This window comes from Azonexus sp. MM2026_4 (assembly GCF_055901855.1).
Map to the genome: position 1 here is coordinate 2,980,972 of NZ_CM148380.1, position 16,327 is coordinate 2,997,298.

The window sequence follows — 16,327 nt, forward strand, 5'->3', positions numbered from 1 at the left end:
AAAATGACCGGCATCGGCAAACCGGAACGCGCGACGCAGGAACGCGTCATCAGGCTCTTCGCGGAAGAGCTGGGCTACCGTTTCCTGGGCGACTGGAGCGAGCGGGCCGGTAACAGCAATGTCGAGGAGGGCCTGCTGAGCGACTGGCTGGGCCGTCGCGGCAACACGCCGGCGCAGATCAGCGCCGCGTTGCACAGGCTGCGCAGCGAGGCCGGCAATCCCAATCGCACGCTCTACGCCAACAACGAGGCGGTGTACCAGTTGCTGCGCTATGGCGTGCCGGTCAAGGTGGAGGCCGGCCGGGTCACCGAGACGGTGCATCTGGTCGATTGGGCGAAGCCGGAGAACAACGATTTCGCGCTGGCCGAGGAGGTGACGCTGAAGGGTGGCCACGAGCGGCGGCCGGACCTGGTGCTTTACCTGAACGGGCTGGCCATCGCCGTGCTGGAATTGAAGAACAGCCGGGTCAGCATCGGCGACGGCATCCGCCAGAACCTTTCCAACCAGTTGCCCGAGTTCAACGCCTGGTTCTTCAGCACGGTGCAGTTCGTCTTTGCCGGCAACGATTCGGAAGGGCTGCAGTACGGCAGCGTCGGCACCGAGGAAAAGTATTTCCTGACATGGAAGGAAGACGAGGACGACAACCGCCGTTTCAAGCTCGACAAGTACCTGCTCAAACTCTGCGAGCGGCGCCGGCTGCTCGAACTGATCCACGATTTCGTGCTTTTCGACGGCGGCATCAAGAAGCTGCCACGGGTGCACCAGTATTTCGGCATCAAGGCGGCGCAGGCGCAGGTCGGGCGCCGGCAGGGCGGCATCATCTGGCACACCCAGGGCGCCGGCAAGAGCATCCTGATGGTGCTGCTGGCCAAGTGGCTGCTGGAAAACAAGCCGCAGGCGCGGGTGGTCATCGTCACCGACCGCGACGAACTGGACAAGCAGATTCAGCGGGTATTCACCGAGGCCGGCGAGACCATCCACCGCAGCAGCAGCGGCCGTGACCTGATGACCCAGCTCGGGCAGGTTAGGCCGCGCCTGCTCTGCTCCCTGGTGCACAAGTTCGGACGCAAGGATGTGGACGACTTCGAGGGCTTCATCAAGGAACTGGAGGCCCAGCCGAGCCCGGCGGTAGGCGAGCTGTTCGTTTTCGTCGACGAATGCCATCGCACGCAGAGCGGTAAGCTGCACCGGGTGATGAAGGCGCTGCTGCCGAACGCGCTGTTCATCGGCTTTACCGGCACGCCATTGCTGAAGCAGGACAAGGCGACCAGCCTGGAGGTCTTCGGCGGCTATATCCACACCTACAAGTTCAGCGAGGCGGTGGACGACGGCGTCGTGCTCGATCTGGTCTATGAGGCGCGCGACATCGACCAGCGCCTGAGTTCGAGCGAGCGCATCGACCAGTGGTTCGAGGCGCGGACCAAGGGGCTCAACGACTGGCAGAAGGACGAACTGAAGAAAACCTGGGGCACCATGCAGCGGGTGTTGAGTTCGCGCTCGCGCATGGAGCGGGTGGTTGCCGACATCATCTTCGATTTCAGCGTCAAGCCGCGCCTGTCCAGCGAACGCGGCAACGCCATCCTGGTGGCGGCGAGCATCCACGAGGCCTGCAAGTATTTCACGCTGTTCGAGAAGACGCCGTTCAAGGGCCGCTGCGCGGTGATCACCTCGTACAACCCGCAGGCGAAGGATGTGACGCTGGAGGAAACCGGCGCCAATTCCGAGACCGACCGCCAGTTCATCTACAACACCTATAACGCGTTGCTCGCCGACGTCGTGGCCAAGCCCGGCCTGAACAAGACCGAAACCTACGAGGAACGGGCCAAGGCGCTGTTCGTCAGGGAACCGGCGAGCATGAAGCTGCTGGTGGTGGTGGACAAGCTGCTCACCGGCTTCGACGCGCCGCCCTGCACCTATCTCTACATCGACAAATCGATGCAGGATCACGGCCTCTTCCAGGCGATCTGCCGTACCAACCGGCTCGACGGCGAGGACAAGGATTTCGGCTACATCGTCGATTACAAGGATTTGTTCAAGAAGGTGGAGAACGCCATCGCCGTCTATTCGTCGGAGCTGGACCGCAGCGCCGGCGGTGCCGATCCGCAGGTGCTGCTCAAGGACCGCCTGAAGCTCGGGCGGGAAACCCTGGACGACGCGCTGGAAGCGCTGGCCCTGCTCTGTGAACCGGTGCCACCGCCGCGCGAGACGCTGCAATACATCCATTACTTCTGCGGCAATACCGAAGTGGCCGGCGACCTGAAGGCGTACGAGCCGCGCCGGGTGCAGCTCTACAAGGCGGTGGTGGCGCTGCTGCGCGCCTACGCCAACATCGGCGACGAGATGGAAGGCGCCGGCTACACGCCGGCGCAGGCCGGCAACATCCAGCGCCAGGTCAAGGATTACGTGGACCTGCGCGAGATCATCCGCAAGGCAAGTGGCGAGACGCTGGACCTGAAGCCTTACGAGGCCGACATGCGCCACCTGATCGACACCTACATCCAGGCCGACGAACCGCGCAAGATTTCGCCCTTCGACGGCCTGGGCTTGCTCGACCTGATCGTCCGCAGCGGCATCGCCGCCACCATTGCCGACGAACTCGGCGGGCTCAAGGGCAACCGTGACGCGGTGGCCGAGACCATCGAGAACAACGTGCGCAGCAAGATCATCAAGGAAAGCCTGACCGATCCGGCCTACTTCGCCCGGATGTCGGCGCTGCTCGACGAGATCATCCGCCTGCGCCGGGAAAAGGCCGTCGAGTACGAGGACTACCTGAAGCGCATCGCCGAACTCGCCGCCCGCGTGCATCAGGGCAATGCCGGCGATCTGCCGGCCAGGCTGGACACGCCGGGCAAGCGCGCCCTGTACAACAATCTGAAGGATTTCGTGCCGGCACAGGCGCTTGCCGAACAACCGGCTGGCTACGGCGAGACAGAGCCGGCGCTGGCCCTGGTCCTGCGCCTGGACGAGGCGGTCAGGCAGCACCGGCCGGACGGCTGGCGGGGCAGCGTGCCGAAGGAAAACATTATCAAGCAGGCCTTGTACGCGGTGCTGAACGACATCGAGCTGGTCGAACGCGTCTTCCTGATCGTCAAGGCGCAGGCCGAGTACTGATGAAGGCGACGCTAGACCTCGGCGATTTCCACGCGGAAGTCGTGCGCAAGGCCATCAAGCATGTGCATCTGAGCGTCTATCCACCGGATGGGCGGGTGCGGATAGCCGCACCGGCGGGCATGGAACTGGAAACCATCCGTCTCTTCGCCATCGCCAAGCTGGCCTGGATCAGGCGCCAGCAGCGGAAGATCCTCGCCCAGGAGCGCGAGACGCCGCGCGAATTCCTCGACCGGGAAAGCCATTACGTCTGGGGCCAGCGTTACCTGCTGAAGGTTGTCGAAAAGGAGGCGGCGCCTGCCGTCGAGCTTGGCCACAGCAGTTTGTTGTTACAGCTTCGGCCGGGGTGTGACGCGGCGCGGCGCCAGGAAATCCTCGATGCTTGGTACCGCGAGCAGATCAGGCAGGCCGTGCCGGCCCTGCTGGAAAAATGGCAGCCGCTGATCGGCGTGCGGGCAGGGAAGATATTCGTGCAGCGCATGCGTACCCGTTGGGGTAGTTGCAATCCGGTTTCCGGTCATGTCCGCCTGAATACGGATCTCGCCAAGAAACCGCCGGAATGCCTGGAGTACATCGTCGTCCATGAGCTGACGCACCTGCTCGAACCGACCCATAACGCCCGCTTCGCCAGCCTGATGGAGGGCTTCCTGCCGCATTGGCGGTTGGTGCGGGATGCGCTGAACCGCTTGCCGGTTCGGCACGAGGATTGGACCTATTAGGTCTGGTCGGCGTCATTTTCCGCCAAGTCGGGTGTACATTCTCTGGACTGCGCGAGCCACTTGAGCAGGCTGGCGTATAGCATTTCGGGGACGACCGGTTTGGCCAGGTGTTCGTTCATGCCGGCGTCGAGGCAGGCCTGGCGATCCTGTTCGAAGACGTTGGCGGTCATTGCCAGGATCGGCGTCTGCCGGTTGAGCGAGTCGCCGCGGATGGCGCGGGTGGCGTCGAGGCCGTTGCGGCGGGGCATCTGCATGTCCATCAGGATCAGGTCGTAGCGTTTCTGGCGGGCGAGGGCAACGGCCTGTTCGCCATCGACGGCGGTATCGATCGAGAAACCGAGGTCGTCGATCAGGCCGAGCATGACCTCGCGGCAGATGTTCTCGTCTTCGGCCAGCAGCAGGCGGGCGCCGGCATGGCGCGTGCGCAGTTGCGCCTCGTCGGGAATCTGCGCCGGCTCCGGGAGGGGGGCGTGCGGCTGACTGTGGTCGTGCCGCAGCCGGACGGTGAACCAGAAGGTGCTGCCGAGGCCGGGCTGGCTGTCGACGCCGATGCTGCCGCCCATCATTTCGACGAGCCGCTTGCTGATCGCGAGGCCGAGGCCGGTGCCGCCGTATTTCCGGGTCATCGACCCGTCGGCCTGTTCGAAGGCGGCGAACAGGCGCGAGCGGCTTGCGGTGTCGATGCCGATTCCCTGGTCGGCGACCTCGAAGCGCAGCCGGCAGTCGTCGCGGCCGTCTTCGAGCTGGCGAACGCTGACGCGGATTTCGCCGTGTTCGCTGAACTTGATCGCGTTGCCGACCAGGTTGATCAGGATCTGCCCAAGGCGCAGCGGATCGCCCAGGAAGCGGCGGTGGACGATCCCGGCATCCTGTTCGAGGCGCAGGCTGAGGCCCTTGCTCCGGGCCTTGTGGGCGAACAGGGTGAGCAGGTTGGCGTTGAGTTGTTCCAGCGTCAGCGGGACGTTCTCCAGCGTCAGGCGTTCCGCTTCGATCTTCGACAGGTCGAGGATGTCGTTGAGCAGGGCGAGCAGGTGCTGGGCCGATTGCTCGGCCTTGCCGAGCTGGTCGGTGACCAGCGGATCGCTGACCCGGCGGCGGGCGAGGCCGATCATGCCGAGGACGCCGTTCATCGGCGTGCGCAGTTCGTGGCTCATGTTGGCGAGGAAGGTGCTCTTCGCCCGGTTGGCGGCTTCGGCGGCGTCCTTGGCCACCTGCAGGTCCTGGGTGCGGCTTTCCACCAGGCACTCGAGTGTCAATTGCTGTTCCTTGAGCGCCGTGTAGTCGGAAAAGAGCCCGACGTAGCGCTGGACTTCGCCGGCTTCGTTGCGGATGCCGCTGATCGTCTGGCGGGCGACGAAGAGTTCGCCGTTCTTGCGCCGGTTCCAGATTTCGCCGCTCCAGCGGCCTTCCTGGGTGATCGCCCGCCACAGGCCGGCGTAAAAATCGGCGGACTGCAGGTGCGACTTGAGCAGGCGCGGGTTGTGGCCGAGCACCTCGGCGCGTTCGTAGCCGGTGATTTCGGTGAAGGCCGGATTGACGTCGAGGATGGTGCCGTCGGCGCTGGTCAGGATGATCGCCTCGTTGGCATGACGGAAGACGCTGGCCGCCTGCTGCAACTGGCGTTCGGCCTGCTTGCGCTCGGTGATGTCGGTGGCGATGCCGAGCACGCCGAGCAACTGGCCGTCGCCATCGACGATCGGCGTCTTGACGGTTTCCAGCAGGACGTGCCGGCCGTCGCTGGCGTAGGTCACCCATTCCTCGTTGCTCACCGGGCCGCCGTTGGCCATCGCCCGGCGGTCGTTGGCGCGGAAGAAGTCGGCCAGCTCGCGGTCGACGAAGTCGTAGTCGCTCTTGCCGATGATCTGCGCTTCGCTGGCGCCGAAGAAGCGCTCGAACTCCGGGTTGCAGGCGAGGTAGATGCCGTCCGGGTCCTTCAGCCAGATCAGGTCGTGCAGCGCGTGGAAAATGGTCTTCAACTGGGCGTCGTAGGCGGTGCGCTCGCGCTGGTGCAGCGCCCGCATTTCCTCCGAGGTGATCTCGAGCGAGCGCTCCAGGGTGTAGCGGTCCTGGTCGAAACCGTTGTAGGTGCGCTCGACGACTTCCAGCAGGGCCTGCCAGCTTGCCGCGTCGGGCGGCTGCCCGGCGCTCAGGCCGAGCTTGCGCAACTGGCGGGAGAGCAGGCGGTGGCCGGTCACGCGGCGTTTTCCCAGAGCAGGGTGAGAGTCATCGTCTGGTTGTGCAGGTCGCAACAACTGCCGGTGAGCGGCGACAGTTCGCCGTAGGAGTAGAAGCCGACCATGGTGGTTTGCGCCGGCAGGGTGTCGAGTACCGCGTCGAGTTCCTCCTCGCTGCGTTCGCTGAGGACCAGGCGGCGGCCGACGCAACTGACGGCGAGCGCCAGCAGCGGGCCGCCGGCGTAAGCGGTCATGCCGGTGCGTTCGGCGGCCTGCGCGGCGCCGTCGATGACGCGTTCGAAGTTGGCCCGCATCAGTTGTACCGTGGCGCCTTCCGGGATGTCGCCGGCAAAGGTGATCGACTGCTCTGCCTCGTCGATGCCGAGGATGGTGCGCACCGTTTCCTCGTCGCGGTTGCCGTCGCTGTGGATGGCGAGTGGGAAGAGCAGGGCGCTGGCGGGGAGTTCGGCGGCGCGTTCGCCGAGGTATTTCTTGTACAACGGCAGCGCCGGCTGGTGGTCGAGTTCGTAGAGGACGTTGCCGCTGGCGCGGGTGACCTTGCGATCGACGCCGAGGATGTCCCAGCCGCTGCCGCTGCCATGGGCGAGGCCGATCTTCTCGCCGTAGAAGCCAATGGCGACGATGGCGTGGTCCTGCGGCCCGCTGTCGCCGAGCACCCAGGTCTGGTGGAAGCGGTTGCCGTCGCCGGCCAGGCCGCCGGTGACGACGATGCCGGCGGGCAAGGCCGAGGAGAAGCCGCGCGCCAGTTCCGAGCCATTGACGTTGAGACCGTCGGCGAAGACCAGGATGCCGCGCAGGCCGTCGGTGCTGAGGGATTGGGCGATTTCCCGGCCGGCAGCGAAGGATTGCGCGGTTCGTTCGAAGCGATGGGTGATGCTGCGCAGGCGGGTTTCGGCGAAGCGGACCAGGGCGACGGTCAGCGTGTTGTCTTCGATCGAACGGCCGGCGATCTCGCCGGCCGTCGAGGCGCCGCCCCAGACCGAGTTCGGGAAGCTGGCGCGCAATGCGTCGAGGACGGGGGCCAGGCTACCCAAGTCGGTCGGGCCGAAGACCAGGAGCAGGGTGGCGGGGGAATCGAGGGCTGCGTCCGGCGGTTGGTCCCAGCCGTTGCTGCTGGCATAGCGGTAGGTTGCGGTCTGCAATTGTCCCCCCTTGTTGGTTGCGCTGCTGTTTCGGGAAAAGTGTAGCGCAATCCGGGGCCGTGCAATGCGCCGGGCGCCACCGCTGTCATTGCCGGCGGGCGAGCATCGTTGCGCCGCGCGGGTCGTTCCGTTTCATGTGAAACGGGAGCGCTTTCAGGTCATTTCGCCGCACCAGTTTTCCTGCAGTCCGCGCCGCACCGCCGCCGGGTCGTCGCTGGCGGCGAGCAGCAGATGCAGCTTGGCGAAGGCGGCTTCCGGCGTCAGGTCGCCGCCGGCAACGACGCCGAGGCGGGCGAGGGCGCTGCCGCTGGCGTAGGTTTCCTGGCTGACGCTGCCGTACAGGCACTGCGTGGTGTTGAGCAGGACAATGCCGCGGGCGGCGGCGCGTTCGAGCGCGGCCATCAGTTCCCGGTCGCCCTGCGGCGCGTTGCCGACGCCGTAGGTCTGGAGGACGATGCCGCGCAGCCGCGGGTTGGCGCTCAGCGCATCGACCAGGCCGGCGGCGATGCCGGGGTGGAGGGTGAGGACGGCGACCGCCTGGTCGTCGTAGCTGGGAACGCAGTAATGGCGCTCGCTGGCGGTGAGCAGACGGTTGTGGTGGAGGACGAAGCCGGCGCCGGCCTCGCCTAGCGGCGGGTAATTGGGCGAGTCGAAGGCGGCGAGGCGGGTGGCGGCGAGCTTGCGGCTGCGGTTGCCGCGCAGCAGGCGCCCGCCGAAGTAGATGCTCACTTCGCGCAGTGCCGGGCTGGCGGCGAAATGCAGCGCGCCGCGGACGTTGTCGAGGGCGTCGCTGCCCGTTTCGTCGAGTGGGATCTGGGCGCCGGTGAAGATCACCGGCTTGGCGCAGCCGCGCAGCATGAAGGAAAGTGCCGAGGCGCTCCAGGCCATGGTGTCGGTACCGTGCAGGACGACGAAACCGGCATGACTGTCCCAGTGCGCGAGCAGGGCGTCGGCGATGGCCGGCCAGTGGCCGGGGCGCAGGTCGGCGCTGTCGATCGGCGGCAGTTCGACGATGTCGTAGTCGGCCGTGGCGTTTGTCAGGCGTTGCCGCAGGCGCTCGGGAAAGCCGGCGAGCGGCCGGTAGCCGTCGGCGGCGGCGGCCATGCCGATGGTGCCGCCGGTGTGCAGGATCAGGATGCGGCCGGTGGTGTTCATGGCCGGCACCGCCAGCGCAGGGACGGAGGATTGAAGGTTGCGGTGGCTTGCATGGGAGTTCCGGGCGGGTGTTGCCGCTAAGTTAGCCGCTATCGCCGGCGCGCGCCAGCCTCTCGCATACAATGCCGGCTTTTGCCGCGAGGAGTTTGCCGTGCCGATGTTCGTCGATACTTCAGCCGCCGGGCAGTGCATCTTCTGCCGCCTGATCGCCGGCGAGATTCCGGCGTCCGTGGTGTTCGAGGATGCGCAGACGATCGCCTTCCTCGACCTCGGCCAGCTCAATCCGGGGCATACGCTGGTGGCGGTGAAGCGCCACGCGGCGACCCTGCTCGACCTGACGCCGGACGAGGCGGCGGCGGCGATGCGCACCGCGCACCGCGTGGCGCAGGCGGCGCAGGCTGCCTTCGCGCCGGCCGGCCTGACGCTGTTGCAATGCAACGGCGAGGCGGGCGGGCAGACGGTTGGCCATTTCCACATCCACGTCGTGCCGCGCCACGCCGACGACGGCGTCGGCCTGCTCTGGCCGCGCAAGGACCCGCCGCGCGAGGTACTCGAAGCCTGTGCGGCGCAGTTGCGCCAGGCGCTGGCGGCCTGAGCATGCGGGTCGTCGTGCAACGGGTGAAGTCGGCGGCGGTGAGCGTCGACGGCGCGGTGACCGGGGAGATCGGCGGCGGCCTGCTGGTCCTGGCCGGTTTCGAGGATGGCGACACGCCGGCCGACCTCGCCTGGATGGCCGGCAAGCTGGTCCGCCTGCGCTTGTTTGCGGATGCCGCCGGGGTGATGAACCGCAGCGTCGTCGAGGCCGGCGGCGAAATCCTGGCGGTGTCGCAATTCACGCTTTACGCCTCGGTGAAGAAGGGCAACCGGCCCTCCTGGGGGCGGGCGGCGCGCGGCGACGTGTCCGGTCCGCTGTTCGCCGCCTTCGTCGATCAATTGGCGGCGGCGCTGGGCAAGCCGGTGCCGACCGGCGTTTTCGGCGCCGACATGGAAGTGGCGCTGGTCAACGACGGTCCGGTGACGCTGGCCATCGATTCGCGCCAGCCGGAATAGCCGGGCTCAGGTGGCGAAGACGCCGGCCAGCGGCCGCGCCGGTGAGGCCACCGACTGCCAGCGCAGGAGGCGCACCGCGTCGCGGTTGCGGTAGCTGAGCAGCGGCATCAGGCCGCGCGCCAGCATGGCGTTGGCCGCCGTTTCGCCGAGCAGGACTTCGGCGCCGGGTTGTTGCCGGGCGTCGCCGCGCGCGTCGCGGACGATGTAGCTGGGCAGCGCGTCGATTTCCACGTAAGCCGAGATATCCATCTCGTCGCCGTCCTCGGCGTAGGCTTCGCCGAGCAGGCGGGCTTGCGCGTAGACCGGGTTTTCCCAGGCGAAATCCTCGTGCGCCGCGCCGTCGGCCAGTTCCTCGAAGGCGAAGGCGCTGACCGGGTCGGTACTGCGGCCGTAGGGCAGGCGACCGAGCAGGCGCGGTAGCGTCAGCCCCAGCCAGGCGGCGGCCTGGCTCCGGCGCAATGCCTGCCAGCGTTCGGCGAGCGCCGGCGCTAGCGGCTGCCATTGGCCGGGGTCGGCGAGTTCGTCGACCGAGGCGCAGCCGAGCAGTCCGGGCTGGGCGGCGGCCAGGCAGGGGGCGTCGGCGGCCATCGCCAGGCGGGCCAGTGCGTCGAGCGTGTCGAGGTCGGCCGCCTCGGCGGTGAAGGAAAAATCGGCGACGAGCAGCGACAGCGGGCCGTCCTCACCGACGCTATCGGCGAGCGCGGCGCGCAGGCCGTTGCCGCCGGCGAGCAGGTCGGCTTGCAGTTCGTCACGCGAAAGATCGAGCAGATCGACCTGAATCCCGTCGTCGCCGGCCAGTTCGCTGACCAGGTGCGCGATGCCGCGCCACGCCGATTCGAGGCGCCGGAAGGCCGGGTCGCGCAGGATGCCGCGCATGTACCGGGCGATGCGCTGGTCGAATTCGGCCAGCGCGCGCTGGTGCAGCGCCCGCTCGTCGCTGCTGACATGCTGGGCGACGACGTCGCGCACCAGGCGGTTGACGATGTCGGCGGTGACCGGCCGCGCCCGCGTCGCGCTGCCGCCGAGCAGGCGGTTCAGGGTGTCGGTGTCGCTTTCCGGACGCGGCGGTGGTTCGACCGAGAGACCGAGGTCGGCGGCGGTCATCGCGCAGCGTTGCGGGTCGGCGAGGGCGTCGCGGCTGGCGCGCAGGTCGGCAAAGGCCGGCATGCCGTAGATGGCGTCGGGATGGAAGTCGTCGCGGTGGCTGAAGCGCAGGGTGCCGGCCGGGGCGCCAGGGGCGCCACTGACGGGCAGCGTCAGGGTCGGGGCGAAGGCGGCCAGCGTCGCCGCGAAGTTGTCGATGTCGACCGCCTGCGGCGTGCGTTGCGCCAGCGGCGGACGCCGGGCCGCTTCGCCGGCCAGGTCGGCCAGCACCAGGATGCGGAACGACGGCCGGGATGGCGCGCCTTTGTTCACTTTGCCGAAACGGAATTCGAATTCCAGTGTGCCACTCACCTTGTTCTCCCGAGGGTTTTTCCAAGGCCGTTACTGTACCCGAGCTTGCCCCGGATATGCTCGCGGAATCGCTGCGCTGCGTCCCCGGTTTCAGGAATCGTTGCGCTGGTCGTAGATTTCCTGGATATGGAATTCGAGGTCGGTCAGGGCGCCGTTTTCGTCGGCGTAGATTTCGCGGATGCGCAGGATGTCGGGCAGGGCCTGGCGGAAGGCCTGCATCAGTTGCGGATCGAAATGGCTGGCGGTCTGCTGCTCCATCAGGCGCAGCGCCTCGTCGAGCGGGAAGGCGGGCTTGTACGGACGGAGCGAGACCAGCGCGTCGAAGACGTCGGCGATGGCGACGATGCGCCCTTCGAGCGGGATGTCGGTGCCGCGCAAGCCGTGCGGGTAGCCACTGCCGTCCCACTTCTCGTGGTGGCTGAGGGCGATGATGCGGGAGGTTTCGAGCAGCTCGTTGTCGTGCTTGCCGATGATCTCGGCGCCCATCACCGGGTGCTGGTGCATGACCTTCCATTCTTCGGCGTCGAGCTTGCCGGGTTTGAGCAGGATGGCGTCGGGGATGCCGATCTTGCCGATGTCGTGCATCGGCGCCGTCTGGAAGATGATGCCGGCGGCCTCCGCGCCGAGGCCGTGGGCTTCGGCGATCAGTCGGGCGTAATGGCTCATGCGCAGGACGTGGTTGCCGGTCTCGTTGTCCTTGAATTCGGCGGCGCGGCCGAGGCGGCGGATGATCTGCTGGCGCGTGGTGAGCAGTTCGTGCGTGCGCTGGCGGACCATCCGTTCGAGTTCGCGTGTCTGGTCGTAGAGGGCAAGGTGGGTGCGCACGCGCGCCTTGACGATCGGCGGGCTGATCGGCTTGGTGATGTAGTCGACGGCGCCGAGCGCCAGGCCGAGCTCTTCGTCCTCGATGCTGCTCATCGCGGTGACGAAGATCACCGGGATACGGCGGCGGTCCGGGTTGGCCTTGAGGCGGCGGCAGATTTCCAGGCCGGAGAGGCCGGGCATCATGATGTCGAGCAGGATCAGGTCGGGCGGTTCGTCGGAATAGATGATCTTGAGCGCCTTCTCGCCGCTGGTGGCGACCCGCAGCCGATAGTCCCCGGCCAGGACGTTGCGCAGCACGTCGATGTTTTCCGGCGTGTCGTCGACGACGAGGATGCTTTGCTTGGGCAGCAGGGGAACCATGGTGGGGGGACTCACTGGTGAAGGGTGTCGGCGAGCCGGTCGAGGATGTCGATGGCGGTTTCGAAATCGTAGGTGGCGATGGCGCGGGCCAGCGGATCGAAGGCGTTGGCTTCGAGGCGCTGCCGCAAGGCGTCTTCGATGTCCTCGAAGACGCGCACGGCGGCGGCATCGTCGTCGGCCAGCAATTGCCGCAACTGGCTCAGGCTTTCCGCCGGCAGCGGCGTCCAGAGGCTGGCCGGGGCGGCCGCATCGGTTTCGTTGCCGGTTGTGGCCAGGACGCTGCTCAGTGCTTCGATGACGCGGGCGACCAAGCCGTCGATCCGGTTGCCGTCCTCCGGCGTCTGGCGCAGGCAATGTTCGAGCTCGGCGGCGAGGCTGACCAGGTGGCCGGCACCGATATTGCCGGCGAGGCCGCGCAGGGTATGGACGAGCAGGATTGCCTGGGCATCGTCGTGCGCGGTGCGGGCGGCGCGCAGGCGTTCCGGGAAATCGGCCTGGTCTTCGCCGAAACGTCTGAGCAAGCGCTGGTAGAGCTGCCGGTTGCCGCCCAGGCGGGCGAGTGCCGTGGCTTCGTCGAGTTCGCCGGCGGCGGCTCGCGCGCCGCTGTCGGCAGTAACGATCGGCTGCGCCGGCAGGCCGCTCAGCCAGTGGGCGAGGGTGGCCTGGAGATGGGCGACGTCGATCGGCTTGGCGACGTGGTCGTCCATGCCGGCGGCCAGGCAACGTTCGCGGTCGGGGGCGAGCGCGTTGGCGGTCATGGCGATCACCGGCAGATCCTTGCGCCCGAGTTCTTCACGGATGCGGCGGGTGGCTTCGTAGCCGTCCATGACCGGCATCTGGCAGTCCATCAGGACCAGATCGAAAGCGCCGTCGCGGACACGTTCGACGGCGACCGCGCCGTTTTCGGCGGAGCTGACGACGAGCCCGAAGTTGCGCAGCATTTCCTCGGCCAGCTCGCGATTGACTTCGTTGTCCTCGACCAGCAGCACCTGGCGGCCGCTCGGGATGGTGCTGGCTGCCGCGGCGGAAGGCAGTTCGGGAACGCTGGGCGCGCGGTGCAGGGCGAGCATGATGCTGTCGAACAGCGACGACGGCGTCACCGGTTTGCCGAGGATGGCGCTGACGCTGTACGGTTCGAGCAGTTCGTGCAGTTCGTCCTGGTCGAAGGCGGTGATCATCACCACCGCCGGCGCCTGTTCGCCGGGGAAGTCGCGGCGCACGGCGGCGAGCAGTTCGGCGCCGTCCATGCCCGGCATCTTCCAGTCGAGCAGCAGCAGCTGGTAGGGCTGACCGGCGTTGCGCGCGGCCTGCAGTTCGACCAGCGCGTCGTTGCCGCTGCCGACGGCGCGGCTCTCGATGCCGAGCCCGGCCAGCATGTGGGCGAAGATTTCGCGGGCGCCGGGGCTGTCATCGACGACCAGGGTCCGCAGGTGTTCGGGCAGACCCAGGCGGCGCGGCGTTTCCGCGTCGCGGCCGGCGAGTTCGAAGGGCAGCTCGAAGACGAAGCTGCTGCCGATGCCGGGCTGGCTGCTGGCGCCGATACGGCCGCCGAGCTGGTTGACGATGCGCTTGCAGATCGACAGGCCGAGGCCGGTGCCGCCGTATTTGCGGGTGGTCGAGCTGTCGGCCTGGGTGAAGGCGGTGAACAGGCTGGCGAGTTGTTCCGGCGTCATGCCGATGCCGGTGTCGCGGACTTCGAAGCGGATGCGCGCCTTGTCGGCGTCGCTTTCGAGCAGGCGGACTTCGACGCGGACTTCGCCCTGCTCGGTGAATTTGATGGCGTTGCCGACCAGGTTGAGCAGCACCTGGCCAAGGCGCAGCGGGTCGCCGAGCAGGCGGTCGGGCACCTCGGGGGCGAGGTCGAAGAGCAGTTCCAGCCCGCGTTCGCGGGCGCGCAGCGCGCTCAGGTCGCCGAGATGCTGCAGCGTCGCGTCGAGGCTGAACGGCGTGCGCTCGAAGCGCATCATGCCGGCCTCGATCTTCGACAGGTCGAGGATGTCGTTGATGATGCCGAGCAGGCCCTTGGCGGCGGCGTTGACCTTGTTCAGGTAGTTGCGCTGGCGGACGTCGAGCGGTGTCTGCAGCGCCAGGTGGGTCATGCCGATGATGGCGTTCATCGGGGTGCGGATCTCGTGGCTCATGTTGGCCAGGAAATCGGCTTTCGCCGCGGCGGCGGATTCGGCGGCGGCACGCGCCTTTTCCGCTTCGCGTTCGGCGTCCTTCTGGGCGGTGATGTTGACGATGACGCCGATCAGGCCGCCCGGCGCGCCGTCCGGCGAACGGAAGCCGCTCACCGCGTAGAGCGTGTCGCGCAGGCTGCCGTCGGCCCGGCGCAGGGTGACGACGCGGCTGTGGCGGCTGCATTCGGCGATCACCCGCTCGTCCTCTTCCTGGTAGGCGCGCCGCTCGTCTTCCGGCAGGTAGTCGAGGTCGAGCACGCGCTTGCCGATGAAATGGCCGCGGTCGATGCCGAAGAACTCTTCGTAGGCGCGGTTGCAGCCGAGGAAGCGGGTGTGTTCGCCCTTGTAGAAGATCGGGTTGGGGATGGTGTCGAGCAGGGCGCGCAGGAAGGCGAACTGGCGGATCAGTTCGCGCTCGATCTCGCGGCGGTCGGAAATGTCGAGCACGGTAAGGAGCAGCGAGGTGAGCTTGCCCTGCTCGTCGCGCATGGCGCTGACCTGGACGTCGCCCCAGCGGCGGTTGCCGTCGGCGTCGACGAATTCGAGTTCGTTGCGCAGGCTCTCCTCGCCGCCGCCGGCCACCCGCCTGAGCATCTGCTGCATGCGCTCGGTGTCGGCGCCCGCCAGGCAGAGCCCGTGTTCCTGGCGCAGGCTGTCTTCGCTACGGGCGACGAAGCTGGCGAAGGCGCGGTTGATTTCGCTCGGCTGGCCGCCGGGTTCGAGGCTGACGATGCCGACCGCGGCATTGTCGAAGACGGCGCGGAAGAAGGCTTCGCGCTGGCGCAGCGCTTCCTGGCTCTGGCGCAGGGCGCCGGTGCGCATGGCCACCGTCTGTTCGAGGTCGGCGTTGATTTCCTGCATGGCCTGGCGACCGCTCTGCAATTGCTGGCGCATGTTTTCGAGGGCGCCGGCGAGCTCCTGCACCTCCTGCCAGGGCGCGGTGGAGATGACCGGCGTGTCGAGGTCGAGGCGGCCGATGCGGCGGCTTTCCTCGGTCAGTTCGGCGAGCGGCTCGCCGAACTGGCGGGCCATGCGGAAGGCGACGCCGACGCCGAGCCCGAGCGCGGCAAGCAGGATGGCGGCAAGAACCAGCAGATCGTTGCCGGAAACCGGCACGAAATCGCGGTGCGGGGCGAGCAAGGCCAGCCAGATGCCGGTGCGGCCGGCGTCGAGCTGGCGGAACAGGCTGTACCAGCGCCCGTCGGGACGCTCCAGGGTATCGATGCCGGCGCTCGGCATGGGATTTTCCAGCCACTGGCGGCGGGCCTGGGCGAGTTCGTCGAGTTCGAGTTCCTCGGCGGTTTTCAGCATCGCCTGCTGGCTGGCCTCCGGGCTGGCGAAACGGGGCAGGCCGGGCGGCGCCAGCAGGCGGCCGTCGTCGAGCAGCAGGCTGGCCTGGCCGTCGCGACCGATGCTCTTGCCGGTGGTGGCCTCGCCGATGTCGCGCAGGCGGACGTCGTGGGCAATCACGTGGTAAGCGCCGTCGCGCCCGCGCCAGCGCATCGCCGCGGTCAGCCCGGGCGCCTTGTTGGTGAAGAAGATGTAGGGTTGCGTCCAGTGGATCAGCCGGTTGTCGGTGAGCGCCATGGCACCCTTGAACCAGGGCCGCTGGCGCGGGTCGTAATCGCTCTCGCGGACGCTGACGCCGGTGATGCGGCGCTCGGCGTCCCAGGTGATCCAGTAGCTGAGGCGGCCCCATTCGGCGGGGAAGCTGATGCGGTTGGTCCAGCCGCCGTCCTTGTCGAGCAGCAGGAAGAACTCGCGTCCCGATTCGTGGGCGTAGATCACCGAGTTGATCTCGGTGTTGTTGGCCAGCACCGGGAAGAAGAATTCGTTGAAGCGCAGCAGGTCGCTGTGATCGAAGCTGCCGTTGGCGCCCCAGGCGTGGCTGTTGCGCAGGGTGATCTCGACCGAGTCGAGAAGCCGGGTGTAACGCGCTTCGAGCTGTTCGGCCGCGAGGTGCAGTTGCGAGTTGGCCAGGCGGTCGACGGTCGGCTCGCCGATCAGGCGGACGATGCCGAGCGTGAAGGCGGCCAGGGCAAGCAGGATGAGCAGCCCGGTGCGCAGCACCAGGCTGTGGGCGAAGCCCGATTTTCCCAAAGAAATACCGCCCACGGCGTTTTCCCCCGACCTGCTTT

General features: G+C 67.5%; 10 protein-coding genes and 1 pseudogene. 4 read left to right on the forward strand and 7 right to left on the reverse strand.

Annotation, left to right across the window (positions count from 1 at the left end):
* Nucleotides 1-3 precede the first annotated feature (3 nt).
* A complete protein-coding gene (locus tag AC0KWY_RS14055; protein ID WP_474026120.1) occupies nucleotides 4-3,111 on the forward strand; it encodes a type I restriction endonuclease subunit R in 3,108 nt (1,035 codons plus the stop codon).
* Nucleotides 3,111-3,827 carry a M48 family metallopeptidase gene (locus tag AC0KWY_RS14060; protein WP_474026121.1) on the forward strand — a complete coding sequence of 239 codons (717 nt, stop codon included), beginning with the start codon at nucleotides 3,111-3,113 and terminating at the stop codon, nucleotides 3,825-3,827. The genes AC0KWY_RS14055 and AC0KWY_RS14060 overlap by 1 nt, the downstream gene beginning before the upstream one ends.
* Here AC0KWY_RS14060 and AC0KWY_RS14065 read toward each other — a convergent pair.
* The 4 genes and pseudogenes from AC0KWY_RS14065 to AC0KWY_RS14080 form a co-directional block, all read right to left on the reverse strand.
* Nucleotides 3,824-6,022: a hybrid sensor histidine kinase/response regulator gene (locus tag AC0KWY_RS14065; protein ID WP_474026122.1), complete on the reverse strand. Its 2,199-nt coding sequence runs from the start codon at nucleotides 6,020-6,022 to the stop codon at nucleotides 3,824-3,826. The genes AC0KWY_RS14060 and AC0KWY_RS14065 overlap by 4 nt on opposite strands.
* Nucleotides 6,019-6,501, reverse strand: coding sequence for an FIST signal transduction protein (locus tag AC0KWY_RS14070; protein ID WP_474029732.1), 483 nt, complete (start codon nucleotides 6,499-6,501; stop codon nucleotides 6,019-6,021). Before AC0KWY_RS14070 ends, AC0KWY_RS14065 begins: the two co-directional genes overlap by 4 nt.
* 72 nt (nucleotides 6,502-6,573) lie before the next feature.
* A pseudogene (locus AC0KWY_RS14075) lies at nucleotides 6,574-7,140 on the reverse strand (FIST N-terminal domain-containing protein); the annotation flags it as partial.
* Nucleotides 7,141-7,317: 177 nt separating this feature from the next.
* On the reverse strand, nucleotides 7,318-8,319 hold the full coding sequence (locus AC0KWY_RS14080; RefSeq protein WP_474026123.1) for an asparaginase: 1,002 nt from the start codon (nucleotides 8,317-8,319) through the stop codon (nucleotides 7,318-7,320).
* A 157-nt stretch (nucleotides 8,320-8,476) separates the two neighbouring features.
* On the opposite strand from AC0KWY_RS14080, the gene AC0KWY_RS14085 reads away from it, so the two are divergent.
* On the forward strand, nucleotides 8,477-8,914 hold the full coding sequence (locus AC0KWY_RS14085) for an HIT family protein (protein WP_474029733.1): 438 nt from the start codon (nucleotides 8,477-8,479) through the stop codon (nucleotides 8,912-8,914).
* A 2-nt stretch (nucleotides 8,915-8,916) separates the two neighbouring features.
* On the forward strand, nucleotides 8,917-9,369 hold the full coding sequence (dtd, locus tag AC0KWY_RS14090) for a D-aminoacyl-tRNA deacylase (protein ID WP_474026124.1): 453 nt from the start codon (nucleotides 8,917-8,919) through the stop codon (nucleotides 9,367-9,369).
* Between the two features lie 6 nt (nucleotides 9,370-9,375).
* Here the strand turns inward: dtd and AC0KWY_RS14095 are convergent, their stop codons facing one another.
* From AC0KWY_RS14095 to AC0KWY_RS14105, 3 genes are all read right to left on the reverse strand, one after another.
* Nucleotides 9,376-10,824 carry a type VI secretion system contractile sheath domain-containing protein gene (locus AC0KWY_RS14095; protein WP_474026125.1) on the reverse strand — a complete coding sequence of 483 codons (1,449 nt, stop codon included), beginning with the start codon at nucleotides 10,822-10,824 and terminating at the stop codon, nucleotides 9,376-9,378.
* 90 nt (nucleotides 10,825-10,914) lie between these two features.
* On the reverse strand, nucleotides 10,915-12,009 hold the full coding sequence (locus tag AC0KWY_RS14100) for an HD-GYP domain-containing protein (protein ID WP_474026126.1): 1,095 nt from the start codon (nucleotides 12,007-12,009) through the stop codon (nucleotides 10,915-10,917).
* An 11-nt stretch (nucleotides 12,010-12,020) separates the two neighbouring features.
* Nucleotides 12,021-16,304: a response regulator gene (locus tag AC0KWY_RS14105; protein WP_474026127.1), complete on the reverse strand. Its 4,284-nt coding sequence runs from the start codon at nucleotides 16,302-16,304 to the stop codon at nucleotides 12,021-12,023.
* Nucleotides 16,305-16,327: the final 23 nt, after the last annotated feature.